This is a genomic window from Streptomyces sp. NBC_01506, from assembly GCF_045040295.1.
Classification (GTDB): Bacteria; Actinomycetota; Actinomycetes; order Streptomycetales; family Streptomycetaceae; genus Streptomyces.
The window spans coordinates 8,260,774-8,284,654 of the sequence record NZ_CP109422.1; the positions used below are offsets into that span (position 1 = coordinate 8,260,774).

Annotated in this window: 25 protein-coding genes; 11 read left to right on the forward strand and 14 right to left on the reverse strand. The window is 71.0% G+C overall.

The genetic code is table 11. The features are described from left to right. Nucleotides 1–4: 4 nt before the first annotated feature. Both OG329_RS37100 and OG329_RS37105 read right to left on the reverse strand, forming a co-directional pair. A complete protein-coding gene (locus tag OG329_RS37100) occupies nt 5–1,018 on the reverse strand; it encodes a zinc-binding dehydrogenase (RefSeq protein WP_405801119.1) in 1,014 nt (337 codons plus the stop codon). 42 nt (nt 1,019–1,060) lie between these two features. Then, nucleotides 1,061–2,059 carry a YihY/virulence factor BrkB family protein gene (locus tag OG329_RS37105; protein WP_405801120.1) on the reverse strand — a complete coding sequence of 333 codons (999 nt, stop codon included), beginning with the start codon at nt 2,057–2,059 and terminating at the stop codon, nt 1,061–1,063. A 142-nt stretch (nt 2,060–2,201) separates the two neighbouring features. Between OG329_RS37105 and OG329_RS37110 the strand changes: the two genes are divergently transcribed. Then, the gene (locus tag OG329_RS37110; RefSeq protein ID WP_405801121.1) at nt 2,202–2,645 is read left to right on the forward strand and encodes a cold shock domain-containing protein; all 444 of its coding nucleotides are present in this window, start codon (nt 2,202–2,204) and stop codon (nt 2,643–2,645) included. 46 nt (nt 2,646–2,691) lie between these two features. Here the strand turns inward: OG329_RS37110 and efeU are convergent, their stop codons facing one another. Genes efeU through efeO form a run of 3 tightly spaced genes read right to left on the reverse strand, consistent with a single transcriptional unit; the run spans nt 2,692 to nt 6,125 of the window. Continuing rightward, on the reverse strand, nt 2,692–3,579 hold the full coding sequence (gene efeU, locus OG329_RS37115) for an iron uptake transporter permease EfeU (protein WP_405801123.1): 888 nt from the start codon (nt 3,577–3,579) through the stop codon (nt 2,692–2,694). A gap of 34 nt (nt 3,580–3,613) precedes the next feature. Continuing rightward, nucleotides 3,614–4,966 carry an iron uptake transporter deferrochelatase/peroxidase subunit gene (efeB, locus tag OG329_RS37120; protein ID WP_405801124.1) on the reverse strand — a complete coding sequence of 451 codons (1,353 nt, stop codon included), beginning with the start codon at nt 4,964–4,966 and terminating at the stop codon, nt 3,614–3,616. 10 nt (nt 4,967–4,976) lie between these two features. Further along, nucleotides 4,977–6,125, reverse strand: a complete 1,149-nt coding sequence (efeO, locus tag OG329_RS37125; RefSeq protein ID WP_405801125.1) for an iron uptake system protein EfeO — start codon at nt 6,123–6,125, stop codon at nt 4,977–4,979. A gap of 213 nt (nt 6,126–6,338) precedes the next feature. Here efeO and OG329_RS37130 point away from each other — a divergent pair, with 213 nt between their 5' ends. The 5 genes from OG329_RS37130 (at nt 6,339) to OG329_RS37150 (ending at nt 10,525) form a co-directional block, all read left to right on the forward strand. After that, nucleotides 6,339–6,758 carry a molybdopterin-binding protein gene (locus OG329_RS37130; protein ID WP_405801127.1) on the forward strand — a complete coding sequence of 140 codons (420 nt, stop codon included), beginning with the start codon at nt 6,339–6,341 and terminating at the stop codon, nt 6,756–6,758. After that, a complete protein-coding gene (locus OG329_RS37135; protein WP_405801128.1) occupies nt 6,745–8,121 on the forward strand; it encodes an ABC transporter substrate-binding protein in 1,377 nt (458 codons plus the stop codon). The genes OG329_RS37130 and OG329_RS37135 overlap by 14 nt, the downstream gene beginning before the upstream one ends. Further along, nucleotides 8,111–8,998 (forward strand): carbohydrate ABC transporter permease, encoded by an 888-nt coding sequence (locus tag OG329_RS37140; protein WP_405801130.1) that lies wholly within the window; start codon nt 8,111–8,113, stop codon nt 8,996–8,998. Before OG329_RS37135 ends, OG329_RS37140 begins: the two co-directional genes overlap by 11 nt. Before the next feature lie 14 nt (nt 8,999–9,012). Next, nucleotides 9,013–9,927: a carbohydrate ABC transporter permease gene (locus OG329_RS37145; protein ID WP_405801131.1), complete on the forward strand. Its 915-nt coding sequence runs from the start codon at nt 9,013–9,015 to the stop codon at nt 9,925–9,927. A gap of 121 nt (nt 9,928–10,048) precedes the next feature. Continuing rightward, nucleotides 10,049–10,525: a VOC family protein gene (locus OG329_RS37150; RefSeq protein WP_405801132.1), complete on the forward strand. Its 477-nt coding sequence runs from the start codon at nt 10,049–10,051 to the stop codon at nt 10,523–10,525. A 156-nt stretch (nt 10,526–10,681) separates the two neighbouring features. Here OG329_RS37150 and OG329_RS37155 read toward each other — a convergent pair whose 3' ends face one another. From OG329_RS37155 to OG329_RS37170, 4 genes are read right to left on the reverse strand one after another with little or no spacing between them, the layout of a single operon-like run. Beyond that, on the reverse strand, nt 10,682–11,917 hold the full coding sequence (locus OG329_RS37155) for an ABC transporter permease (RefSeq protein ID WP_405801133.1): 1,236 nt from the start codon (nt 11,915–11,917) through the stop codon (nt 10,682–10,684). Next, nucleotides 11,914–12,660, reverse strand: a complete 747-nt coding sequence (locus OG329_RS37160) for an ABC transporter ATP-binding protein (protein WP_405801134.1) — start codon at nt 12,658–12,660, stop codon at nt 11,914–11,916. The genes OG329_RS37155 and OG329_RS37160 overlap by 4 nt, the downstream gene beginning before the upstream one ends. Continuing rightward, nucleotides 12,657–13,970: a peptidoglycan-binding protein gene (locus tag OG329_RS37165; protein ID WP_405801136.1), complete on the reverse strand. Its 1,314-nt coding sequence runs from the start codon at nt 13,968–13,970 to the stop codon at nt 12,657–12,659. Before OG329_RS37165 ends, OG329_RS37160 begins: the two co-directional genes overlap by 4 nt. Beyond that, the gene (locus OG329_RS37170) at nt 13,967–14,518 is read right to left on the reverse strand and encodes a hypothetical protein (RefSeq protein ID WP_405801137.1); all 552 of its coding nucleotides are present in this window, start codon (nt 14,516–14,518) and stop codon (nt 13,967–13,969) included. Before OG329_RS37170 ends, OG329_RS37165 begins: the two co-directional genes overlap by 4 nt. 88 nt (nt 14,519–14,606) lie before the next feature. On the opposite strand from OG329_RS37170, the gene OG329_RS37175 reads away from it, so the two are divergent. Next, the gene (locus OG329_RS37175) at nt 14,607–15,260 is read left to right on the forward strand and encodes a response regulator transcription factor (RefSeq protein WP_405801138.1); all 654 of its coding nucleotides are present in this window, start codon (nt 14,607–14,609) and stop codon (nt 15,258–15,260) included. Continuing rightward, the gene (locus OG329_RS37180) at nt 15,241–16,584 is read left to right on the forward strand and encodes a sensor histidine kinase (RefSeq protein ID WP_405801139.1); all 1,344 of its coding nucleotides are present in this window, start codon (nt 15,241–15,243) and stop codon (nt 16,582–16,584) included. Before OG329_RS37175 ends, OG329_RS37180 begins: the two co-directional genes overlap by 20 nt. Here OG329_RS37180 and OG329_RS37185 read toward each other — a convergent pair. Then, nucleotides 16,508–17,236 carry an HAD family hydrolase gene (locus OG329_RS37185; protein WP_405801140.1) on the reverse strand — a complete coding sequence of 243 codons (729 nt, stop codon included), beginning with the start codon at nt 17,234–17,236 and terminating at the stop codon, nt 16,508–16,510. The genes OG329_RS37180 and OG329_RS37185 overlap by 77 nt on opposite strands. A 113-nt stretch (nt 17,237–17,349) precedes the next feature. Here OG329_RS37185 and OG329_RS37190 point away from each other — a divergent pair, with 113 nt between their 5' ends. The 3 genes from OG329_RS37190 (at nt 17,350) to OG329_RS37200 (ending at nt 19,990) form a co-directional block, all read left to right on the forward strand. Next, nucleotides 17,350–17,667: a putative quinol monooxygenase gene (locus OG329_RS37190; protein WP_405801142.1), complete on the forward strand. Its 318-nt coding sequence runs from the start codon at nt 17,350–17,352 to the stop codon at nt 17,665–17,667. Between the two features lie 40 nt (nt 17,668–17,707). Further along, a complete protein-coding gene (locus OG329_RS37195) occupies nt 17,708–18,637 on the forward strand; it encodes an SDR family oxidoreductase (RefSeq protein WP_405801143.1) in 930 nt (309 codons plus the stop codon). Between the two features lie 321 nt (nt 18,638–18,958). Continuing rightward, a complete protein-coding gene (locus tag OG329_RS37200; RefSeq protein WP_405802210.1) occupies nt 18,959–19,990 on the forward strand; it encodes a lactonase family protein in 1,032 nt (343 codons plus the stop codon). Between the two features lie 73 nt (nt 19,991–20,063). Here the strand turns inward: OG329_RS37200 and OG329_RS37205 are convergent, their stop codons facing one another. From OG329_RS37205 to OG329_RS37220, 4 genes are all read right to left on the reverse strand, one after another. Next, the gene (locus OG329_RS37205) at nt 20,064–20,984 is read right to left on the reverse strand and encodes a sirohydrochlorin chelatase (RefSeq protein WP_405801144.1); all 921 of its coding nucleotides are present in this window, start codon (nt 20,982–20,984) and stop codon (nt 20,064–20,066) included. A 95-nt stretch (nt 20,985–21,079) separates the two neighbouring features. After that, nucleotides 21,080–22,075 (reverse strand): N-acetylglucosamine kinase, encoded by a 996-nt coding sequence (locus OG329_RS37210; RefSeq protein ID WP_405801145.1) that lies wholly within the window; start codon nt 22,073–22,075, stop codon nt 21,080–21,082. Beyond that, nucleotides 22,072–22,746, reverse strand: a complete 675-nt coding sequence (locus tag OG329_RS37215) for a uracil-DNA glycosylase (protein WP_405801146.1) — start codon at nt 22,744–22,746, stop codon at nt 22,072–22,074. Before OG329_RS37215 ends, OG329_RS37210 begins: the two co-directional genes overlap by 4 nt. Nucleotides 22,747–22,789: 43 nt before the next feature. Continuing rightward, complete coding sequence (locus tag OG329_RS37220) at nt 22,790–23,875, reverse strand: WD40/YVTN/BNR-like repeat-containing protein (protein ID WP_405801148.1); 1,086 nt, start codon at nt 23,873–23,875, stop codon at nt 22,790–22,792. Nucleotides 23,876–23,881: the final 6 nt, after the last annotated feature.

Consider the following 23,881-nt stretch of genomic DNA (forward strand, 5'->3'; position numbering starts at 1 on the left):
CCGCTCACAGCCCGGGATCGATGTGGATCTTCGGCCCCGGGCCGGCTCCCTCGGGCCGTACGCCCGCGAGTACGTCCGCCAGCGACTCCAGCGCCACCGTGCCCGCGACCAGCGGTCGCGGATCGACCGCGCCCGACGCGTAGTGCCCGATCGTGCGGGCGAGGGCGGGCGACGCGCTCAGCACGCCCACGGCGGTGACGTCCTTCAGCGCCAGCGCGCGGGTGTCTATCCGGCTCGGCACGCTCGCCAGACCGATGTACACGACCCGCTTGCCCGGCTCGACCAACTCCAGTGCCCGCGCCGGGAGATGGGCCGCGTTCGACGCGTCGACGACGGCGTCGAAGGGCAGTTGGGGGAGCGTGTCGGCGGTCCATGCGCCGTGCGCGCCCACGGAGCGGGCGAAGTCCAGGGATTCCTCGGTCAGTCCTTGTACGTGGACCTCCACGCCCCGCGCGAGGGCGAAGCGCGCCGCGAGCAGACCGATCGTGCCGGGACCGAGCACGAGGAGCCGGTCGCCGGGGGACAGCGCGGCGGCCTCGACGGCGCGCAGCGCGTTGCCGCCAGGCTCGACCAGGGCGCCGGCCGTCGCGTCGACGCTGTCCGGCAGGGCGTGCAGCGAGGAGACGGGGACGGCGACCCGCTCGGCGAGCGCGCCCGGCCGGCCGTGCCGGATGCCCAACTCGTAACGGTCCTCGCACACATGGCGCAGTCCGCGCAGGCACCGCCGGCAGTGGCCGCAGCCGAGCATGGTGTCCCCGGTGGTGCGCCGCCCGAGCCAGCCGCTGTCGACACCCTCACCCACGGCGCGGACGGTGCCGCACCACTCATGACCGATCCGGATCGGATACGTGGCGTGGCCGTCGCGCAGATAGCTCATCTCGCCGGTGTAGAACTCGATGTCGGTGCCGCAGACACCCACCCGCTCGACGTCCACGACGACCTCACCGGGCCCGGCGACGGGTGGTTCGACGTCCTGGACCGCGCAACGGCCCGGCCCGGTGATGACGAAAGCACGCAAGGAAGACCTCCTGGGGGTCCGGCCTGAGGGGGCGGGGCGCTGTCAGACGTGGTCCGGATCGCCCCCGTGGCCCGGATCAGGATGGACCGGGTCGTGCTGTCCGGCGCGCGCGGACTCCAGTTGCGCGGCCAGCGACAGACCGAGGAAGAGCGAGACACCCGCCAGATTCGACCAGAGCAGCAGCGCGACGAATGCCGTCAGCGGCCCGTACACCGAACCGAACGACCCGCTGAACCCGACGTAGAGCGTCAGCAGCCACGTCGCCCCGACCCACAGCAGCAGATGCACCGCGGAGCCGAACGCCAGCCACGTATACCCCGGTTGGTCACGGCGCGGGGCCCGGCGGAACAGGACGGCCGAAGCCAGCCATGTCAGCACGACGCCCACCGGAACGCGCAGGAGCCCCCAGGCGTCCTGCGCCGACTCACCCCACCCGAACGTCTCCGCGAGCGCGCTGCCGACCGCCTTGCCGCCGACCAGGACAAGAAATCCACCGACCAGCGGCAGCCCGGCCGCGACCGCGAGCACGAGTGCGCGCGCGTACTTGGCGAGGAACGGGCGGTCCCGCTCGACCCCGTAGATGCGGTTCGCGCCGCGCTCGATCTGCGCCATGGCCGACGCGAGATTCAGCGTCGCGAACCCGAGGCCGAGCCAGACGGCCAGCTCACCGGCGGACCCGGAGCCGGAGCCGAGACCGGAGCCGGCCCCCTCCCCGGCGCGGCCGAGCGAGGCCCGGATCAGCTCCGCGCTGGGGCCGGGCGCTATTCGGGTGAGCGTCAACTCGACAACGCGGCCCACACTCTCCGTATGCAGGGATGTCGCGACGCCCACCAGCGCGATACTGAACGGCACCAGCGCCAGGACGAACTGGAAGGCCAGCGCCCTTGCGATGCTGAACCCGTCCGCGTAACGGAAGCGCAGGAACGCGTCGGTCAGCAGTTTGCGCCCGCCGTACGTGCGCAGCGCCGCCCACGCCTCGTCGCCCGAGAGTTCCTCCCCGATCATGTCCCGGGTCTGCGGGACCCGCACCACCGTGCCCATCGTGCCCCCGATTCGTGTTGATCAAGCTCGAACGGATTCTCCCAGGCGGGCGGATATGAGAGGTTGCTCGGGGGACCGGTGTGGATCCCCGCAGAGGTAGCCGAGGTAGTCGAGGTAGGGGTAGGCCGTGGAGGTAGGGGCTGTGTTGCATGTAGGGCGAGTGCTGAGGTTCGACGAGGTTCGCGGATACGGATTCATCGTCCCCAACGAGGGGGACGAGGACGTGTTCATGCATGCCAACGATCTACTGGACGAGAAATACCAGTACAAGGCGGGCAGTGAGGTCGAGTACTACCTGGAGGTGGGGGACAAGGGCCCCAAGGCGTCACAGATCAGGCTGGTGCACCCGCCCGCGCCCGCGTCGTCGCCGTCGCACCGCAGTGCGTCCGGTGCGTCGTCCGGCGGGGAACAGGGACAGGCGGATCCGCACGGTGAGTACTCGGACGTGCTGTCCCCGGCCGAGCTGCGCGGCGAGCTGACCGAGGCGCTGCTCCAGGCGGACGGATCTCTGACGGGTGATCAGATCAAACGTGTGCGTACGTCGGTGATCGAGCTGGCGCGCTCGCACGGCTGGCTCGAATCCTGAACGAGGTGGTGGGCGGGGACCCCGCCCACCACCCCCGTACGCCGGACTACGCCTTCGCGGCGGAGCCCTTCGAATCCCGCCCCTGCTCCGAGGAGGCCGCCGGCGCCGCCACCGGAGCGGGCCGCCCCGTCTTCCCCCGCCGGGGCGCGAGGAAGAAGATCATCGTCGGGATCAGATACAGCGCCCACACCGTCACCTGCACAACCGTCGGATCGGGCTGGAAGTTGAAGACACCCTTCAGCACGGTCCCGTACCAACTGTCCGGCGGGACGGTGCTGGTGATGTCGAACGCCTTGTCCTGGAGGCCACCGACGAAGCGCGCCTCCTGAAGGTCGTGCACGCCGTACGCCAGGACGCCCGCCGCCACGATCACCAGCATCGAGCCGGTCCAGGTGAAGAACTTCGCCAGATTGATCCGCAGCGCGCCCCGGTAGAACAGCCAGCCCAGCACGATCGCGGTGGCGATCCCCAGCAGCACGCCGATCAGCGGCCCCGACCTGCCCTCACCGCCGGCCCGCACCGACGCCCAGACGAACAGCGCCGTCTCCAGGCCCTCGCGGCCCACGGCCAGCAGCGCGGTCGCGACGAGCGCGCCCGTCCCCATTTGCAGCGCCGCGTCGAGCTTGCCGTGCAGATCGCTCTTGAGATGCCGCGCCGTACGCCGCATCCAGAAGATCATCCAGGTCACCAGCCCCACGGAGATGATCGACAGCGAACCGCCGAGCAGTTCCTGTGCCTCGAACGTCAGCTCCTGGGAGCCGAATTCGAGCGCGGCGCCGAAGGCCAGCGAGACGGCGCAGGCGATGCCGATGCCGAACCACACGGGCCGCAGCGCGTCACGGCGCTCGGTCTTGACCAGATACGCCACGAGGATGCAGACGACCAGACTGGCCTCAAGACCCTCGCGCAGACCGATCAGATAGTTGCCGAACATGCCGGCCGTCCTTCCTGCGATGTCGCTGTGTGCGTCACGAGAACAGCTCCCGTCCCCACCAGTCGTCCTTGTCCCGGACGCCCGGCGGTACGGCGAAGACCGCCGAACCCACGTGCTGGATGTACTCGTTGAGCGCGTCCGCGCGCGACAGGCCGCGCTGTACGGGGATGAACGACTCCCGCACGTCGTGCTGGTACGCGAGGAAGAACAGACCCGCGTCGAGGCGGCCGAGCCCGTCCGTACCGTCCGTGTAGGAGTAGCCGCGGCGCAGCATCCGGGCCCCGCCGTTGGAGTCGGGGTGCGCCAGGCGTACGTGTGACGTCGGCAGCATCGACTTGAGGAACGGTTCGTCGTGCTCCTTGGCCTTGCCGACCGCCGCGCCCTCGCCCTTGTCCCGTCCGAAGACGTCCTCCTGCTCCTTCAGGGAGGTGCGGTCCCAGGACTCGATCCGCATCGCGATCCGGCGGGCCACGAGATAGGAACCGCCGGCCATCCAGTCGGGTCCGGCCTTGGGCGACACCCACACATGCCGGTCGAGCGCGGCCGTGTCGGTGCCCGCGACATTGCGCGTGCCGTCCTTGAAGCCGAAGAGATTGCGCGGGGTCTGCGCGTCGGGCGTCGTGGACGAGGTCTTGCCGAAGCCGAGCTGCGACCAGCGGATCGCGATCCGGCCGAAGCCGATCCGGGCGAGATTGCGGATCGCGTGCACCGCGACCTGCGGGTCGTCGGCACATGCCTGGACGCACAGATCGCCGCCGCTGCGCGCCGGGTCGAGATTGTCGCCGGGGAACTTCGGCAGGTCCACCAGGGCCTCGGGCTTGCGGTCCGCCAGCGAGAAGCGGTCCGCGCGGTCCTTGTTCGCCTTGTCCGCCGTGTCCGCCGTGTCCGCCGTGAACAGGGTCGGCCCGAAGCCGATGGTCAGCGTCAGCCGGGACGGCTGGAGGCCGATCGCCTCACCCGTGTCGTCCGGCGGCGCCTCCGGCAGCCCGCCGAACGCGCCCTCACCGACCGCCCGCCCCTCGGTCATCAGCGCGGCGGCGGCCGTCCAGTCCTTCAGGAGCTGGATCAGCTCGGCCCGGTCGTCGGTGGTCACGTCGAAGGCCGCGAAGTGCAGCCGGTCGGGGACGGCGGTGGCGATGCCGGCCTGGTGCGCGCCGTGGAAGGGGACGGCCGCACCGGCGGAACCGGCGGGCTCCGTCCCGTCCGTGCCGCGCAGCGCGACGGCGGCACCGCCGGCCGCGGCGGCGCCCAGCGCGAGCCCGGCACCGCCCCAGCCGATCACCGAACGGCGGGACGGCGCACGGCTGTCGGCGGCTTTCACCTCAGCCGTGGTGTCATCGGCCGTCGTGTCGTCGGCCGGGGTATCGGGGTTGGTTTCGTCGGTCATGGCGATTCGGCTACTTCACGACCGCGGCCGCGAGCTTCGACAGCGGCTCGGCGAGCGCGTTCACCGCGTCGGACAGCTCCTTGCGCTGCGGCTCGCCGACCTTGTCGTACGAGGTGAACTCGTAACTCGTCCTGTCCTCACGGTACTTGTCCAGCAGCGTGTTCAACGCGGCGAACTGGGTGTCCAGTTCGGCGGTCAGCTCCGCGTCGTTCTTCGACGCCACCGGCTTCAGCAGCGTGTACGACTTCTCGGCGCCCTCGACGTTGGCCTTGAAGTCGACCAGGTCGGTGTGGCTGTACCGCTCCTCCTCGCCGGTGACCTTGCCGGCGGCGACCTCGTCCAGCAGCTCCTTGGCACCGTTCGCCATGGAGGTCGGGGTTATCTCCGCCGTACCGACCTTCTTCTGCCAGGCGGTCAGATCCGTGATCAGCAGATCGGCCAGTTCCTTGTCCCGCGCGGTGATCTTCTTGTCCTGCCACAGCGCCTTCTCCAGGCGGTGCCAGCCGGTCCAGTCCTTGTCCGGGTCCTGGCCTTCCTCAAGACCGTCCTCGCGCAGGTCGACCTTCGGGTCGATGTCGCCGAAGGACTCCGCCACCGGCTCGGTGCGCTCCCAGCCGATACGGGAGTCGGCGTACGCCTTCTTCGCGGCCTCGATGTCACCGGCCTTCACGGCGTCGGTGAAGACCTTCGCCTTCGGCAGCGTCTCCTCCGCCTGCTCCAGCGTGTACTGGCGGTACGCGGCGACCGCCGCGTCCAGCTTGGGGTCACGTTTCGCTGTCTCGCCGCCGCCGGTGGCCGTGACCTGCTGCCGGATGCCCTTGCCCTTCATGCCCGGCTTGCAGGCGATCTCGTAGTCGCCGGCCTTGATCTCGGCGGTGATGTTCGCCTTGGTGCCCGCGCCTATGTTCTCGCGCTCGGTGACGATGCGGTCGTCCGGGAACAGGACGTAGACCTCGGTGACCTTGGAGCCCTTGTTCTCCACCGCCAGTTGGAGGTGACCGGCCGGGAACTCCTTCTTCGACACCTCGCAGGAGGTGTCCGTGGCCGTGACCTTGATCGCCCCGTCACCCCCGGCGTCACTCTTCTCGGCGCACGCGGTGACGGCGGCGAGGGCGGCGACCGTCGCGAGGGCGGTGAAGGAGAGGCGGACGGGGCGCATGCGGGCTCCAGCGGCTGAGAACAGTGTTCGTCACGGCCCCAGGAATGAGGCGAGCCTAAGTTAGCCGAACCTTACTCCTCAGAAAACTGATCAAATCGCAAGATAGTGGAGTCAATGGGTCGCTTGCCTTTGCCTATCCTTTTGAATGGCTTCACTTCTGTCCGCTGCTCCTGCCCGCACCACGCCCCCCACCAGCGAGAGGCCGAACCGCACATGAAGCTGAGCGTCCGCAACCAGATCCCCGGCACGGTCACCGCCGTCACCCCCGACGAGGTCATGGCGACGGTCGGGGTCCGCCTCACGGGAGGGCAGGAGGTCACCGCCGCCGTCACGCTCGAAGGCGTCCTGGACCTCGGTCTCGAGGTCGGCTCCGCGGTACACGTACTGGCCAAGGCGACCGAGGTCTCGCTGGCCACCGGGCCGGTCGACGGATTGAGCATCCGCAACCGCCTGACGGGCAAGCTCACCGAGATCGTCCTCGGCGCCGCGCTGGCGACCGTCAAGGTGTCCGTGGACGGCGCGGAGGTGACCGCCGTGATCACCAGGGACGCCGTGGAGGAGCTGGGGATCACCCCCGGAACCGGCGTCACCGCGCTGATCAAGTCGACGGAGATCGCGCTTGCCACGGTGTGAGCGACGGTCCGAGGTCCACCGGCGGGTCGGCGTCGTCCTCTGCCTCCCGGTCCTGTCCGTCGTGCTCGCGGCCTGTGGCGCGCTCACCCCGGGCAGCGGTTACGACGCGAACGCCGGCCGGCCCCGGGCCGTACCCACCTCCACCGCCGTACCCGACGACGACATCACGCTGCGGCTGACGTTCGCGGACGCGCCGGTCATGGTCGACGCGCTGGCCGCCGCCTTCGAGAAGAAGCACCCGCGTATCGATGTACGGCCGCAGTACACCCAGTTCGCGGACTACGTGAAAAGCCTCAAGCTCGTGATGACCTCCGACACCGCGCCCGACATCGCGCAGTACGCGGTCGGGTCGGACGCCCTCGCACGCCGGGGCGACCTCCTCGACCTGGCGCCCTACCGGGACGCGTACAACTGGCGGAAGCTTTTCCCCGCCGCGAATCTGAACCAGCTCACCGCGGGTGGTGGTGACGGGTCGTCAGACGGTGGGCCGCTGTACGGCGTTCCCGTGGGGCTGTCCATGACCGGGCTGTACTACAACCGCGAGCTGGCCGCCGCGGCGGGCATCAGCCGTCCGCCGCGAACGCTCAAGGAGTTCGAGGGGCAACTGGCGGCGGCGAAGCGCGCGGGGCTGACGCCCATGAGCATCGGCGCGCTCGACTCCGGCGGGCTGCATCTGTGGGCGGCCCTGGTCAACGTCATGATGCCGCCCGAGGAGTACCGGGCCTGGGTGGACGGACGCGACGGAGCCACGATCGAGACCGAAGGCGCCCTGAAAGCGGCCCAGTCGGTGGCCGAGTGGTCCAGGAAGGGCTACTTCGACCCGTCCGCCAACGGCACGGCGCAGGTCGATTCCACCGCGCGCTTCACTCGTGGCGACAGCGTCTTCCTCATCAACGGGAACTGGGCGGCGGGCCAACTGGTCGGCGCCATGGGCGAGAACGCCGGCTTCTTCCCCATGCCCGGTCTCCACGAGTCCGCCCGGTCCGTGGCGTCGGGCTTCAGCGTCGCCTACTCCATCTCGTCCCGCACACGGCACCCGGAAGCGGCCGGTGCCTTCCTGGACTTCATGGCCTCCGCCGATGCCGCGTCGATCGTCGCGGCCAACGGATTCCTCCCACCGCACCCGGACCCGGGCCCGGACCCCAACCCCGTGTCCGAGCAGCGAGACGTACTGGGTGAAGTGGCCGCCGCACACCGGAAAGTGGTCGCCGACGACGGCACCAACCAGTTCCCCGACTTCACCGCGCCGGCCATGCTCGACCGGCTCCGTTCGGGCGTACAGAAGCTCATCGCCGGCCGCACCGCACCGGACCGGTTTCTGGAAGCGATCCAGGACGTCTGGGAGAAGCACCATGGGACATAGCCCGGGACCTAGCCGTCGCCGTGGCGCGGCGCGCGGCTATCTGTACGTACTGCCGGCCTTCGGCGTCTACGTCGTCTTCGCCGTGCTTCCCGCGCTCCACACCGCCTATCTGTCGCTGTTCGACTGGGACGGCATCACCCTCGGCAGTTGGGCGGGGCTCGACAACTACCGCGAGGTCTTCCGGGATCCGGTGCTGTTGAGGTCGCTGGGCAACGCCTTCGCGCTGGTGGTCTTCTTCTCCTTCGTCCCCCTGGTCGTCGGCCTGCTGATGACCGCTCTCCTGGCCCGGCACCGGCGGCGCGGGATGGGGCTCTACCGCGTGCTGTTCATGCTTCCGCAGATCGTGCCGCTCGTCGCCGTCGGTGTGACCTGGCGCTGGCTGTACGGGGACGACGGCCTGGTGAACGAGACACTTCGCGCCATCGGGCTCGACGGGGTCACCCGCGCCTGGCTCGGCGACTTCGATACCGCGCTGATCGCCGTGGGGCTCGTCGGTACCTGGGTGCTGAGCGGGCTGTGCATGATGCTCCTCCTCAGCGGCGTACAGAAGGTCGACCCCACCCTCTACGAGGCGGCGCGGCTCGACGGGGCGGGCCCGGTACGGGAGTTCGTGTCCGTGACGCTGCCGCACCTGCGCGGTGAGCTGGCCATCGCCCTGACCGTGACGATGGTGGCGGCGCTGGCCGGCTTCGACATCGTGTACGTCACGACCAACGGCGGTCCCGGCGAGCAGACGACCGTACCCGGCCTGCTGGTCTACCGGCTGGCCTTCTCGGACGGCGACGTGGGGCTCGCGTCGGCGCTGGGTGTGGTGCTGAGCTGTCTGATTCTCGGGCTCGTCTACGCTGTCAACCGTCTGTCGAGGTCCGAGACATGAAAACCATAAAAGCCATGACAGCCGACGGGGTCGACGAGGTCGGCGAGGTGAGGGGCGGGAAAGCCGCCACCGCCTCGCGAGAGGCCGAAAGCGCGACGGGCGCCAACAGGACGTCACGCACGGAGGTCTGGTCCGGCTACGCGCTGCTGACCGTCATGGCGATCGCCGTCGTCGTCCCCTTCCTGAGCGTCTTTCTCGCCTCGCTGCGGCCCGCCGGCGAGGCGGTCACCGGACTCGCGTGGCCCGAGCGGTGGAGTCTCGCCAACTACCGCCAGGCGTGGACCGTGGCCGGTTTCTCGGACCTGATCCGCTCCAGTCTGGTCATCGCGGTCTCGGTCGTACCCGCGACCCTGGTCCTGGCGAGCCTGGCCGGATACGCGCTGGGCACGATGAAGCTGCCGGGCGGCAACGCGGTGGCCGCGTTCTTCGTCGCCGGCCTCACCATCCCGGTCGAGCTGATCGTGGTGCCGCTCTACTTCGACCTGCGCGCGGTGGGGCTCACCAACTCCTACCTCGGCGTCATCCTGGTGGAGATCGCGCTGTTCATGCCGTTCGGTGTGTTCTGGATGCGGACCCATTTCCGCTCCACACCGCCGTCCCTCGTGGAGGCGGCTCGCGTCGACGGGGCGTCGTCCGCCACGATCCTGCTCCGTGTGCTGCTGCCACTGGCCCGCCCCTCGCTCATGACCCTCGGGGTCCTGGTCTTCATGTGGTCGTGGAACCAGTTCCTGCTGGTCCTGGTGCTCATCCAGGACGCGACCCTGCGTACGGCCCCGGCGGGTCTGGGCTTCTTCGTGGGCCAGAACAACACCGACGTACCGACCCTGGCGGCCGGAACGGTCATCGTGATGCTGCCGATCATGATCGTCTATCTGCTGTTCCAGCGCAGTTTCGTGACCGGGCTGCTCCAGGGAGCGATGAAGGGGTGATTCCCGGTCTCCCGGTCTCCCGGTCGCCCGCTCTCCGGCTCTCCTTCTGCGATGAGTTTCGGGCGGTGCGACAGTCAGAGGAGGGAGGGGCAGAAGAAGGCGCCGACACCAGGAGACAGCGATGCCGAAGACCACACCCAATCTCTGGTTCGACACACAGGCCGAGCAGGCCGCGGAGTTCTACGTCGGGATCTTCCCGAACTCCCGGATCACGGCCATCACCCACTACGGCGAGGCCGGTCCCGGGCCCGCCGGGACGGTGCTGACCGTGGAGTACGAGCTGGACGGCCAGGCGTACATCGGGATCAACGGCGGCCCGCAGTTCACCTTCGACGAGGCCATCTCGTTCCTCATCGAGTGCGCCGACCAGGAAGAGATCGACTACTACTGGGACAAGCTCACCGAAGGCGGTGAGGAGGGCCCGTGCGGCTGGCTGAAGGACAAGTACGGACTGTCCTGGCAGGTCGCGCCCGGCGGCATGGCGGAGCTGCTGAACGGCCCGGACCAGGCGCGCGGCCAGCGGGCGATGAAGGCCATGTTCGGTATGAAGAAGATCGACATCGCCGCGCTGACCGCCGCCGCCGACGGAACCGGCTGATCAGCGGCCCGCCCCCGCCCCTGCCCCCGCCCCTGCCCCCGCTCCCGCCCCGGCGCCGATCGCCGATCGCCGATCGCCGGACGGCCCGCGGATGCGGTCCGTCCGGCGATCGAGCCCCCGTCCCCCGTCCCCCGTCCCCTCCCCGTTCGCTGTGGCTCAGGCCGCCGCCAGCGCCTCCGTCGGCGGAAGGCGGGCGGCGCGTACGGCGGGGTAGAAGCCCGCCAGGCCCCCGATCAGCAGTGTCGCCGCGACACCGCCGACCATGGCCCACAGCGGTACCACCGTCGGCCAGCCCTGATACCCCGCGTAGGCAGTCGTGACGCCGATGCCCAGCAGGACACCGCCGACCCCGCCCAGCGCGGACAGCAGCAGCGACTCGCAGAGGAACTGCGTACGGATCTGTCCCCGCGTCGCCCCCAGCGACCGCCGCAGCCCGATCTCGGCCCTGCGCTCCAGCACGGAGATCACCATGGTGTTGGCCACCCCGACGCCACCGACCAGCAGCGCCACCGCGCCCAGGCCCAGCAGCAGACCGGAGAGCGCGTCGTCGGTCGCCAGCTTCGCCGCCAGCGCGTCGGACGGCCGGGAGACCTCCACCTCATTGGGACTGGCCGGGTTGGCCGTGGCACCGAGCACGCCCTGTACGTCGCCGACCGCCGCTTCCTCCGCGCGGGTGTAGACGGTCGTCGGATGGCCGTCGAACTCGAGGAATTCCGCCGCCGCCGGCCAGCCGACGAGTGCTGCCGCGTCCAGCTCCGGTGCCAACTCGTTCGGTGCCAGCAGCCCCACGACGGTGAACCACTGGTCGCCCAGCCACACCCTGGAGTCCGGGCCCGCCTCCAGGACACCGAGATGCCGGGCCGCCTTGGCGCCGAGCACCGTCGCCGGGTACCGGTCGTTGGCCGCGTTGAGCCAGCGGCCGTCGACCACGTCCAGCCGTACCGTCTTCGTCAGATCGATACGGGCGGCGAACACGCCCAGCCCACCGGTCTGTTCCTCCGGGATGTGATCGGTCCGGAAGACACCGGCCTCGGTCCGGCCGACCGCCGAGACCGACTCCACACCGTCCGTCGCGCCGATCATCCCGACCGCCTCGTCGGGCAGCGACGCCTGGTCGCCGCCGAAGGACTGGCCCGGTGTGACGGTGAGCAGATTGGTGCCGAGCAGCGCCATCTTCCGGTTCAGCTCCTCCTGGCTGGAGGTGGAGATGCCCACGACGCCGATCATCGCCGCGATACCGATGGCGATGCCGAGCGCGGAGAGGAACACCCGCATCGGGCGCGAGCGTAGACCCGAGCCACCCACCCGTACGACATCGGCGGGGCGCAGCCGGGCGGGACGCGGGCGGGGCGGCGGCGCGAGGCGTGGCTCTGTCGCCGTGGCCGTACTCATACGCCGACCTCCCGCTGTGTCCGAGCGGGCGCGTACGCGCTCGTGTTCGCGTGCGCGCCCGCAGCCGAATCGGGGGTGATCCGGCCGTCCTTGAGCCGTACCGCGCGTGGCAGTGAGCCGGCGATGTCCCGGTCGTGGGTGATGACCACGACCGTCGTACCGGCCCGGTGCAACTCGTGCAGCAGCTCCATCACCACCGCCCCGGACGCCGAGTCCAGCGCGCCCGTGGGTTCGTCCGCGAGCAGCAGCGGCGGATCCCCCAGGACCGCGCGGGCGATCGCCACCCGCTGCTTCTCCCCACCGGACAACTGGTGCGGCTCGTTGTACAGCCGGGGCCCCAGACCGACCCGGCGCAGGGCGCGTTCGGCGAGCGCGCGCCGCTCGCCGCGCGAACGGCCGCTGTAGAGCAGGCCGTCGGCGACGGAGTCCAACGCCGTTACGCCGGGGGCGAGATGGAAGGACTGGAACACGAAGCCGATGGACTGGGCGCGCAGCGCGGACAGTTCACGGTCGGACAGTTCCTCCACGGCGTGTCCGTCGATACGCACCGTGCCCGCGGTCGGGCGGGCCAGCGTGCCCACGATGTTCAGCAGGGTGGACTTGCCGGAGCCGGAGGGGCCGACGATGCACAGCAACTCCCCGCGCATGATGGTCAGATCGGCGTCGGCGAGCGCGGCGACTTCTCCGTACGTCTTGGAGACACCGGTCAGTTCGACGACGGGCCGGGTCGTCGTCGGCGTCACCCGGGCACCCCCACGCGCAGGCCCTCGGTGATGCCCGTGCCGGAGACCTCGACCAGACCGTCCGCGAACAGGCCCAGTTCCACCGGGCGGTTCTCGACGCTGTCGCCGGTGATCGCCTGCACGGCGTAGCCGCCGCCCTGACGGGCAATCAGCGCGTTGACGGGCACGGCGAGCACGTCCGTGCGGGTCTCCGCGGTCATCGTCACATCGACCGGCGCCGCCTGGTAACGCCCCAGCTTCTTCTGGTCCTTGATGGTCAGTTCGACCGGCAGGGTGGCATCCTCGGCGGTCGCTTCCGCGTCGCCGTCGGAGGGCGCGGCGGTGGCCGCGGCCCCGATGTCCGTCACCTCCGCCGCGACGATGGTCCCGTTGGGGAGCGTGACGTTGGCCTTCATGCCGTCCTTGACGAGACCTTCGAACCGCACCTCCAGATCAACGGTGACCACCCGTCCGGTGACGGTCCAGGTGAGGATTTCACCGGAGAGGGCGCCGCCCCGGGCGGCCTTGACCTCGGCGACACGCCGGGCGCCGGGTGCCACCACCGCGTCGGCGGGTGTCACCTCGCCGGTCTCCGCCTTGCCGAGGTCGTCCTGCCAGGCCCGTACGGCGTCGGCGGTCGTGTCGGTGTACTCGTCGTCCACCGTGAAGCCGGTGTGGCCCAGCTCGGCGAGGTTGCGCTCCAGCATCAGGACGTCCTTGCCCTCGGAGCCGACGTCGAGTGTGCGGTACAGCGGGGTGGAGCCGTACAGGAGCACCGACTTCTGTTCGTCGGAGCTGTACACGGTCTCGCCGCGCTTGATCTCGTCGCCCACGTCCGGCAGCCAGGTCAGGGTGCCGGAGCCGGTGTCGGAGCCGCTGTCGGAGCCGGTGCCGCTGTCGGCGCCGCCGGCCGTCGACCCCTGATTTCCGGAGCCTCCCCCGGAGGCCGGGGCCTGTACGGTCGTCGCCTCCCCGAATCCGAGCACGCCGTCCACGGTCTCGCTGCGGGTGAGCGTGGTCTTGTCCACCGTGGCCGATTTGGCGGGCGTGGAGGGGGCGGCCTCGGCGGACCCGTCGCCGTCGCCGCCCAGTACGCCCGTCGCGCCGATGCCACCGGCCGCGACCACCGTGAGGGCGGCCAGGGTGATGAGCGAGGCACGCAACGGGCGGCGCCGGGGACCGCTGCGCCCCTGCGTGGAGCCGCCCGAGGAGGTGTCGGACGCGGAGGTGCCGGACGCGGAGATGTCGGTCGAGGGGTCCGCCGGCGCGTGGGGCGGGATGTCGGCGGAGGCGTCGGGCGGCGTGCCGTCGGCCGGTTGCTGGGAGGTCACGAGCCGGTGCCCTTCTTCATTATGACGCCGCCACCGGGGAACTTGTCGCGGCACGTGTCCTGCGCCTTCTTGAAGGCATCGTCCTCCATGGACACCTCGCCCATGTTGATCTCCATGGCACCGCCGACGATCTTCGGGTCGGCGAAGTCGGGTACGCCGTTCTCCCGTATGCAGGTCGCCCACGCGGCGACCTTGGTGGAGTCGAGCGTGCCACCGCCGTCGCCCATGCCCTGCGGGGACAGATCCACGCAGGCTTCCTCCGCCTTGTTGAACTCCGCGGACTCGGGGTCCACACCACTGCTGGGGTCGAGCTTGATACCGCCGCCCTCGGCGGGGTCGGGGAACTTCGTCACCCCGTTCTCACGCATGCACTCGGCGTACGCGAGACCCCGCTCCTCCATGCTGGTGGGGGACGCGTCCGGCCCGGAGCCGCTGTCGGCGTCCGACGAGGAGCCGTCGTCGGAACAGCCTGTGAGGAGCACTCCGGCGACCAGGAGAGGGACGAGGAAGAAGATGCGCGCACTGTTGCGCCTGTACGACTGGGTCATGGCGTAAACATCTACCGGCCGGGCGGTTACACGGCGGGAACGCACGCTGTTATGTCGCTGTAACCCCTGGTCCTGCATGCTGTGTGACATGCGTGTACTGATTGTCGAGGACCACCGGGAACTGGCCGAAACCGTGGGCGCCGGCCTGCGGCAGGACGGCATGGCCGTCGATCTCGCCCACGACGGCCCGCAGGCGCTCGACATGACGGCGGTGTACGAGTACGACGTCGTCGTGCTCGACCGCGACCTGCCCGGCCTGCACGGCGACGACGTGTGCCGCGCCCTGGTGGCGCGCGGTGCCCGCTCCCGGGTACTGATGCTGACCGCGTCGGCCACCATCGAGGACCGGGTCGACGGCCTCGGTATCGGCGCCGACGACTATCTGCCGAAGCCGTTCGCCTTCGCCGAACTGATAGCGCGGGTAAGGGCGTTGGCACGCCGCGCCCAGCCGGCCGTACCTCCCGTCCTCACCCACGGCGATCTGTCGCTGGACTCGACCCGGCGCATCGCGCGGCGCGGCGGACGCCGGCTCGAACTGTCACCCAAGGAACTCGCCGTACTCGAGCTGCTGTTGGCGGCCCAGGGCGGCGTCGTCTCCGCCGAGCAGCTCCTGGAACGCGCCTGGGACCAGGCGGCGGACCCCTTCACCAACACGGTCAAGGTCACGGTCAGCAGACTCCGCCGCAAGCTGGGCGAACCGCCGGTGATCGAGACGGTGCCACATGCCGGCTACCGCATCTGAGCGGGCGCGCCGACCGCGGCGCCCCCGCCGACTCCCGCGCCCGTACCGGCCGTTCCGCCGCGTCCGGTGGACGGCCCGGCTCCGGCTCACCCTCCTCTACGGCGCGCTCTTCCTCGTCTCGGGGGCGGCGCTCCTCGCCATCACGTACTTCCTCGTCGCGAGCAGCGGCGACACCCGAGTCTTCCTCCTCGGCAGTGGCCCGGAAGGCGGGCTGTTCCCCAGAGACAGTGAGCGGATGCACGACGCCATGAAGAGGAACGCCGACAGCCAACAGGATGCGACACTGCGCCAGTTGCTCGTCCAGTCCGGCGTCGCCCTCGCGCTGATGTCCGCCGTCTCCGTCGTACTCGGCTGGATCACGGCCGGCCGCGTACTGCGCCCGGTGCGGACCATGACCGAGAAGGCCCGCCGTATCTCCGAACGCAATCTGCACCAACGGCTCGCCGTCACCGGCCCCGCCGATGAACTCAAGGACCTCGGCGACACGTTCGACAGTCTGCTCGCCCGACTCGACAGCGCCTTCGACGCGCAGAAGCGCTTCGTCGCCAACGCCTCGCACGAGCTGCGCACCCCGCTCACCCTCCAACGCGCCCTGATCGAGGTCGCGTTGTCCAACCCGGCGGCGGACGCGCAGTCGCTGCGCGCCGTCTGCGAGAGGGTGCTGGCGGCGGGGGAGCAGCAGGAACGTCTCATCGAGGCGCTGCTCACGCTCGCCCGCAGCCAGCGCGGTCTGGAGCGACGGCGGCCGACCGATCTCGCTCCCGTCGTCGCCGGCGCGCTGCGGATCGCGAACCCTGAGGAGACCGGGGGAGTACGGATCGAGCACTCACTCGCACCGGCCTGGACAGCGGGCGATCCACGGCTGGTGGAGCGACTGGCCACCAACCTCGTGGACAACGCGCTGCGCCACAATGTCGAGCGGGGCGCAGGCGCATCGGCGTGGGTGCGGGTCCGCACGGGCATGGAGGGCGGGCGCCCCGTACTGCGTGTCGTCAACAGCGGGCCGGTCATCCCGCACGACCGTATCGACACGCTGTTCCAGCCCTTCCAGCGCTACGAGTCCCGGGCCGGCGGCCCGGACGGTCTCGGTCTCGGCCTGTCCATCGTGGCGGCCGTCGCCACCGCGCACGGCGCGGACGTGACCGCCGTACCGGGACCGGAAGGCGGGCTGGACATCGCCGTGGCGTTCCCCGCGCAGCGACGGACCCAGGCCCGGGGCGCCAGATCCGCGCCCCGGACCGCCGCCGCTACTTCGGGCTCCGCGCGTCCTGCCCCGTCCCCAGCCCCGTCCCGGTCAGCCAGGCGTAGGCCGCCTCCGCCGTGAACTCGCTCTGCCCGCGCGCGAACAGCAGCTCCGCCCCGCGAAACGCCGGATCGTCGGCCGTGCCCGGCACGTACGGCACGGCGACACACCGCATACCGGCCGCGTGCGCCGCCAGCACGCCCGGCGCCGCGTCCTCCAGCACGACGCAGTCGGCCGGATCGGCGCCCAGGCGCCGCGCCGCCTCCAGGAAGACATCGGGCGCGGGCTTGCCGTGCGGGACCTCCTCGGCCGAGACGAAAAGGGTGAAATATGGGCTCAGCCCCGTGCCGTCGAGCACGGTCTCGATGGCGGCGCGCGACGAGCCGGAGGCCACCGCCATCGGCACCCCTCGCGCGTACAACCGCTCCACGAATTTCCGCATCTGCCCAAAGACCTCGGTGGAGGCGCGCGCCAGCTCCAGATAGTGCCGGTCCTTGGTGACCAGCAGTTCGTCGACCGGCGCCTCGATCCCGTACTCCGCGCGCAGCCCCTGAAGGGTCTCCCGGGTGCTGATGCCGATGTACCGGGTGTGGTGCTCCCAACTGAAATCGGGCACACCGTGCTCGGTGAGCAGCCGCCGGCCGGCCTCGTAGTAGTTCGGCTCGCTGTCCACGAGGGTGCCGTCGAGATCGAAGATGACGGACAGGGTGGAGGGGGTACGTGCGGTGCTCATGGCTCCCAGCATGCCAAGCGGGCCCGCCGTACGCCGCCGGGTTCTCGCGCGCGAGAATACGAGCGGTCCTGGCACCGCTCACGCGACACCGCCGCACACCACGGAGGCCCCACATGCTGATCGTCGCCGGCAAGGGATATGTCGATCCGGACGGCCGTGAGGCGTTCCTCGCGGACTTCGAGGCCGCCCAGCGGCGGGCGCGGGCCGAGCCCGGCTGTCTCGATTACGTGGTGGCCGCCGATCCCGTCGAGCCGGGCCGCGTGAACGTCTACGAGCGGTGGGAGTCACGGCGGCATCTGGCGGCTCACCTGGCCAGGACGGCACGGGAGTCACAGCCCTCCCCGGTCCTGCTCAGCATGGAGATCACGCAGTACGAGATCGACTCCCGCGACCGCCCGCGAGATGTTGCGCTCCGGCACCACCGGCTGTGAGCTGGACAGGTCGCACAGGACCGGGCCCGAAGGAGTCGTCATGTACACCGTCCCCGACCAGACCGGTACGTACGCCGTCGTCACGGGTGCCAACAGCGGCACCGGCAAGGAGGCCGTCCGCCGTCTCGCCGACGCCGGGGCGCGGGTCGTCATGGCCGTGCGTACGGTCGCCAAGGGCGAGCGGGCCCGTGACGAGATCCTGGCGCGGCACCCGCACGCCCGCCTCGACGTGCGCCGGGTGGACCTCGCCGACCTGGCGTCCGTCAAGGAGTTCGCCGACGGGCTCATCGCCGACGGTACCCCGCTCGACCTGCTGGTCAACAACGCCGGAGTGATGGCCCCGCCCTCCCGGCTGGAGACGGTCGACGGCTTCGAGCTCCAGATGGGCAGCAACTTCCTCGGCCCGTTCGCCCTGACCGTCCGGCTCCTGCCGCTGCTGCTCGCCGCCGAATCCCCGCGCGTGACGACCATGAGCAGCAGCGCGGCCAACTACGGCAGGATCGATTTCGCCGACCTCCAGTGGGAGAGGCGGCGCTACAGCGCGAACCGCTCCTACGCGCAGTCCAAACTCGCCGACCTCATCCTGTCCAGGCAGCTCGCCCGTATCGCCGCCGAGCGCGGCTGGCACCTGCTGAGCAACGGCGCGCACCCCGGCTTCACGCGCACCAATCTCCAGACGGCGGGCGCGAGCCTGGGTACCGGCAGGCCGACCCTGACGAGCCTGCTCACCAAGGTCAACTTTCTTCCCTCGCAGGAGGCGGAGCAGGGCACCGAACCCCTGCTGTACGCCGCGACCGGCCCGGACGCGGTGGCCGCCGGCTACTACGGCCCCGGCGGACGCTTCGGCCTTGTCGGCCCTACTACCACGGCACGGGTGACCCGCAGGGCGCTGGACGACGCGCTCAACGCCCGACTGTGGGCCGAGTCCGAACGCCTCACCGGTGTCGCGCTCCCCACGCACGCCGTCTGAGGGGCGATGTGCTTCCGGCTCCTCCAAAAGGGTGAACCGGCCGCCGGGGTGGGTAGTTCAGGCGGCAGCACCCGACGCGGCCAGTTGGTCTAGACCGCCTGCTACCGTCGGCCGGACAGAGCCGCGCGTGTGGCACGCACCTCATGCCTGCCACGCGCGGACGCACAGAGCGATCGAGCGACAAGGGGACAGACAGTGGGCGGCAGGAGCGACGCGCGCAGCGACGGCGGAACGGACTCAGGAACCGGCTCACGGACGGACTCCCGGACGGACTCCCGGACCGGCGGCCGGAACGACGCACGGACCGGCGGCCGGGTCTACATCGGGTCGTTCACCTCGGCGGGCGGTCGCGGCATCATCGCCGCCGCCGTGGACGCGGACACCGGCGCCCTGACGGAACTCGGCGCGACCGACGCCCTGGCCGACCCTTCGTATCTGACGCTGTCGCCTGACGGCTCGGTGCTCTACGCCGTCTCCGAGGGCGAGGAAGGCGCCGCAGCCGCCTTCGAGGTCACACCCCGCGCCTCGGGCGGCACCTCCGCACCGCGCCTGATGGGCGAGCCGGTGGCGGTCTGCGGATCGGGCCCCACCCATCTCACCCTCGCCGCCGGGCATTTGGTGACCGCCAACTACAGCTCCGGCAGCGTCACCGTGCTGCCCGTCCGGGCCGACGGCAGCCTCGGCGCCGCCGCCGGGATCCTCCAGCACGAGGGCGGCGGACCGCACCCCGACCGGCAGGAGGGCCCGCACGCCCACCAGGTGCTGCCCGACCCCGGTGGACGCTGGCTGCTCGCGGTGGACCTGGGCACCGACTCCGTACGCACGAGCGCCGTCGACCCCGGCAGCGGCGACATCACACCGCACGGCGAGACCGCGCTACGGCCGGGCACGGGACCGCGCCATCTCGCCTTCCACCCGGCGGGCACCCACGCGTACGTGCTCAACGAACTGGAGCCGACCCTCACGGTCTGCCGCTGGGACACCGACAAGGGCGTGCTGGAGCCGGTCGGCGAGGCACCCGTCCTGCCGGACGGTGCCCAGGAGGGGAGTTACGCCTCCGAGGTCGTCGTCTCGCACGACGGCAGGTACCTGTGGGCCGCCGTGCGCGGGCACGACAGCATCGCCGTCCTGACACTCGACGAGACGCGCGAGAAGCCCGTCCTGGTCACCACCGTGGACTGCGGCGGACGCTGGCCGCGCGATCTCACCCTGGACCCGGCGGGGCGCAGGCTCTACGCGTCGAACGAGCGCTCCGGGGACGTGACCTGGTTCGACATCGACCCGGCGACCGGGATCCCGTCCCGTACGGGCTCGTTCGAGGCGCCGGCGGCCTCCTGCGTGATCTTCGGCTGATCCGGTTCACGGGTCGCGCCGGACGGGCCCTCGGCCCGTCCGGCGCCCGCGACGGCCCCGGAACCCGGTCGGCTCAGTGCGCCGACGACCCCTGCGTCTGTGCCGAGATGCCCAGCGCGCTCGTGTACTGCGAGAGCACCAGCTTGCCCACGGCCGGATACGCGCCCAGCGCCTCGGACGCGGCGCAGTCGGCCTCCTTGAGCGCGACGTCGAGCAGACCCCCGGGCAGCTCGGGTCCGATCAGATACGGCGCGAGCGCGAGCTGCGTCGAACCGGAGTCACGCAGTTGCTCGGCGATGGCCGAGACCGCGCCCTCGTCGTCCAGCGCCGCCGCCATCACCGGCACGGCGAGGCGCGCGGCCAGCAGCATCCCGGTGATTCCCGCGGCCTGGACGGCCTCCTCGCCGCCCACCGTGGCGAGGATGATGCCGTCGGCGGCCGTGGCTACCGTGAACAGCCGCGCCCGGTCGGCGCGGGCGAGTCCGGCCTCGGACAGACGTACGTGCAGCGCCTCGGCGAGCAGCGGATGGGGACCGAGGACCTCGGTCATCTCCGCCACGGCCTTGCTGTCGACAACGGCCTGACGTATGCGCCTGACCAGGGAGTTGTCGGGACCCGCGAGCAGCGGCACGACGATCGCCGAGATGCCCTCGGGCTCGTTGACCTCACGGCCGGCGGCCTTCGCCAGCTCGTAGCGCTCGACACGCAGCTCGCCGGTCTGGGACAGCACGGTGCCCAGCGTGGGGTACTCGTCGTCGTCGCCGTCCAGATAGCCGATCCGGGCGTCGAGGCCCGGCAGTTCGGAGCGGGCGATGCTGACGACCTCCTCGCCGAGGTTGCGCACCTCGGGGCTCGGGTCGCCGGGCATGGCCAGCACGAGCGTGGGCGCGCCCTCGGGCGCCGCCAGGGGCTCGGGTCGGCGGTGCCGCCCCGACTGTCGAGGTCGAGGCATTCGTACAGGCAGGCCGGGTGCCGGCCCAGTGGGGGAGCTCATGGCGCCGAATGCTACTGGTTTTGTGGGGTCGGCTGTTCGGGGAGGGTCCGGTCGTGGGTCATCTGTCCATATTTTTTCGATATGCTGCTTACCGCTCATTCGTCCCGCTCTGTGGGGACGGTCAACAGTCGCCCGTCGCACGGCAGTCGAAGCGAACCGGTCGCCAGAGCCGCCGCGATCCGCAGCGCCCCCGCCAGCGGATCTCCCTCGGCCGACACCGGACGGGCGCGCGGCAACCGGACGGCCAACTCGGCGCGCAGCGGTACGAGCAGCGGGTCGCCCATCTTGAACAGCCCACCCGTCAGGGCGACTTCACACTCCTCGACCTGCGGGCACACCGCGACGGCCGCGTCCGCGACATGCCGCGCGGCCTCGCCGAGGATGTCCGCGGCCACCGGGTCGTGGGCCGCGCAGCGGGCCACCTCGGGGGCGAAGGAGGCGAGCACGGCGGGCCGGTCGGTCCGCGGATAGACGACCCCCGGCATCCCCGGCGCGGGGCCGAACACGACTTCCATCCGGGACAGCAGTGCGGCCGAACCGCCGCGCCGCCCGTCGTACGCGCGCATCGCCGCCTCCAGCCCCGCCCGGCCGATCCAGGAGCCGCCGCCGCAGTCGCCGAGCAGATGTCCCCAGCCGTCCGCGCGCTGCCACCCCGTCAGATCGGTGCCGAGCGCGATCATGCCCGTACCGGCGGCGACGACGGCGCCCGGACGCTGGCCGAGCGCCCCCGCGTAGGCGGTGACGGCGTCGGCGGCGAGCGCCAACCGCCGTACCCCCAGGGCGCTTTCCAGCGCTGCGGGCAGTTCGGCCCGGAGCCCGTCGCCGAGCGTCGCCATACCCGCGGCGCCGATCGCGACGGCGCCGATCGCCTCGGCCGCCGGTGCCTCATTGCCCGCGCGCGCGAGCAGCGTCCGGACGGCGGGCAGCAACTGCTCCAGCAGATGTGCCGGGTCGATGCCCGAACGGCCGGTGCGCACCGGCTCGGTGGACACGGCGGTGCCGATCGTCCGTACTGCCGCGTCGCCGTCCGCCGCCCCGAGGGCGATCCGCAGGCCGGACCCGCCCGAGTCCACACCGAGCACCCAGCTCACGGCAGTTGCCAGTCGACCGGCTGCGCGCCCTGCTGGACGAGGAGTTCGTTGGCGCGGCTGAACGGACGCGAGCCGAAGAAGCCCCGGTCCGCCGACATGGGGGAGGGGTGCGAGGACTCGATCGCGGGCAGCGGACCGAGAAGCGGACGCAGATTACGGGCGTCGCGCCCCCAGAGGATGGACACCAGCGGTTTGTTCCGCGCGACGAGCGCCCGGATGGCCTGCTCGGTGACCTCCTCCCAGCCCTTGCCCCGGTGGGCGGCCGGTTTACGGGGCGCGGTGGTGAGCGCCCTGTTGAGCAGAAGCACACCCTGCCGGGTCCATGGCGTCAGATCCCCGTTGGACGGCCGCGGAGCCCCGATGTCCGCGTGCATCTCCCGGAAGATGTTGTCCAGACTGCCCGGCACCGGCCGCACGTCGGGCGCGACGGAGAAGCTGAGCCCCACCGCGTGCCCCGGGGTGGGATACGGATCCTGGCCGACGATCAGGACCCGCACCTCGTCGAACGGCTGCTGAAAGGCGCGCAGCACATTCGGCCCGGCGGGCAGATAGGTGCGTCCCGCGGCGATCTCCGCGCGAAGGAAGTCACCCATCGCGGTGATGCGTGGGGCCACAGGGGCGAGGGCGTCGGCCCATCCGGACTCGACGATTTCTTTGAGTTCACGTGCCACGGGGCGTCACTCTAATGCGCCGTGGGGGATCGTGATCAACGAATCAGCCAACGACCGCCGCCCGCACACACAGCACGTCGGGAAGGTGCGAGGCGAGCTGCCGCCAGTTGTCGCCGTCGTCCGCGCTCGCGTACAGCTCGCCGTTGCGATTGCCGAAGTACACACCCGCCGGGTCCGCGTCGTCCGTACACAGGGCGTCGCGCAGCACCGTCCCGAAGTGGTCGCCCTCGGGGAGCCCCGAGGCCAGGGCCTCCCAGCTCTCGCCCGCGTCGGTCGTCCGGTAGATCCGGCAGCGCCGGTCGGCGGGGACCCGGTCGGAATCGGCCTGGATCGGGAACACGTACGCGACGTCGCCCCGGTGCGGGTGGGCCGCGACGGCGAAGCCGAAGTCGGACGGCAGGCCCGAGCCGATGTCCGTCCAGTTGGCGCCCGCGTCGTCGCTGCGGAACACGCCCCAGTGGTTCTGGAGATAGAGCCGGTCCAGATTCACCGCGTCCTGGGCGATCTTGTGGACGCACTGGCCGAAATCCGGTGCGGGATCGGGCATGAAGACCGCCGACACTCCCTTGTTGGAAGTCGACCAGCTCGCGCCGCCGTCGCGCGAGCGGAACACTCCGGCCGACGACACCGCGACCGTCACCGCGTTCGCGTCCCTGGGGTCGGTCACGACCGTGTGCACCGCCTCGCCGCCTCCGCCGGGCATCCAGCGCGAGCGCGTCGGGTGCTCCCACAGCGGACGGACCAGCTCGAAGGTCGCGCCCCGGTCCTCGGACCGGAACAGGCCGGCCGGCTCGGAGCCCGCGTACACGACGTCCGGCGCGGCGGGGCCCGCCGGATGGAGCTGCCAGACCCGCTCCAGCGAAGCCCCGGTGTCCTTCGGGAACTTCACGGCCGGCACGCCGGGCTCGGTCCAGGTCACGCCGAGATCGTCGGAGTGGAACACCGAGGGACCCCAGTGCGCGCTGTCGCCGCCGACCAGCAGGCGCGGCACGGAGTGGCGCGTGTCGATGCCGATGGAGTAGACCGCCTGGGCGTTGAAGTGCGGCCCGTCGAGCTGCCACCGGCCGCCCCGTCCGCGGCCGATGAAGAGTCCCTTGCGCGTTCCCACGGTGAGCAGTACGTCGGTCATGGTGAA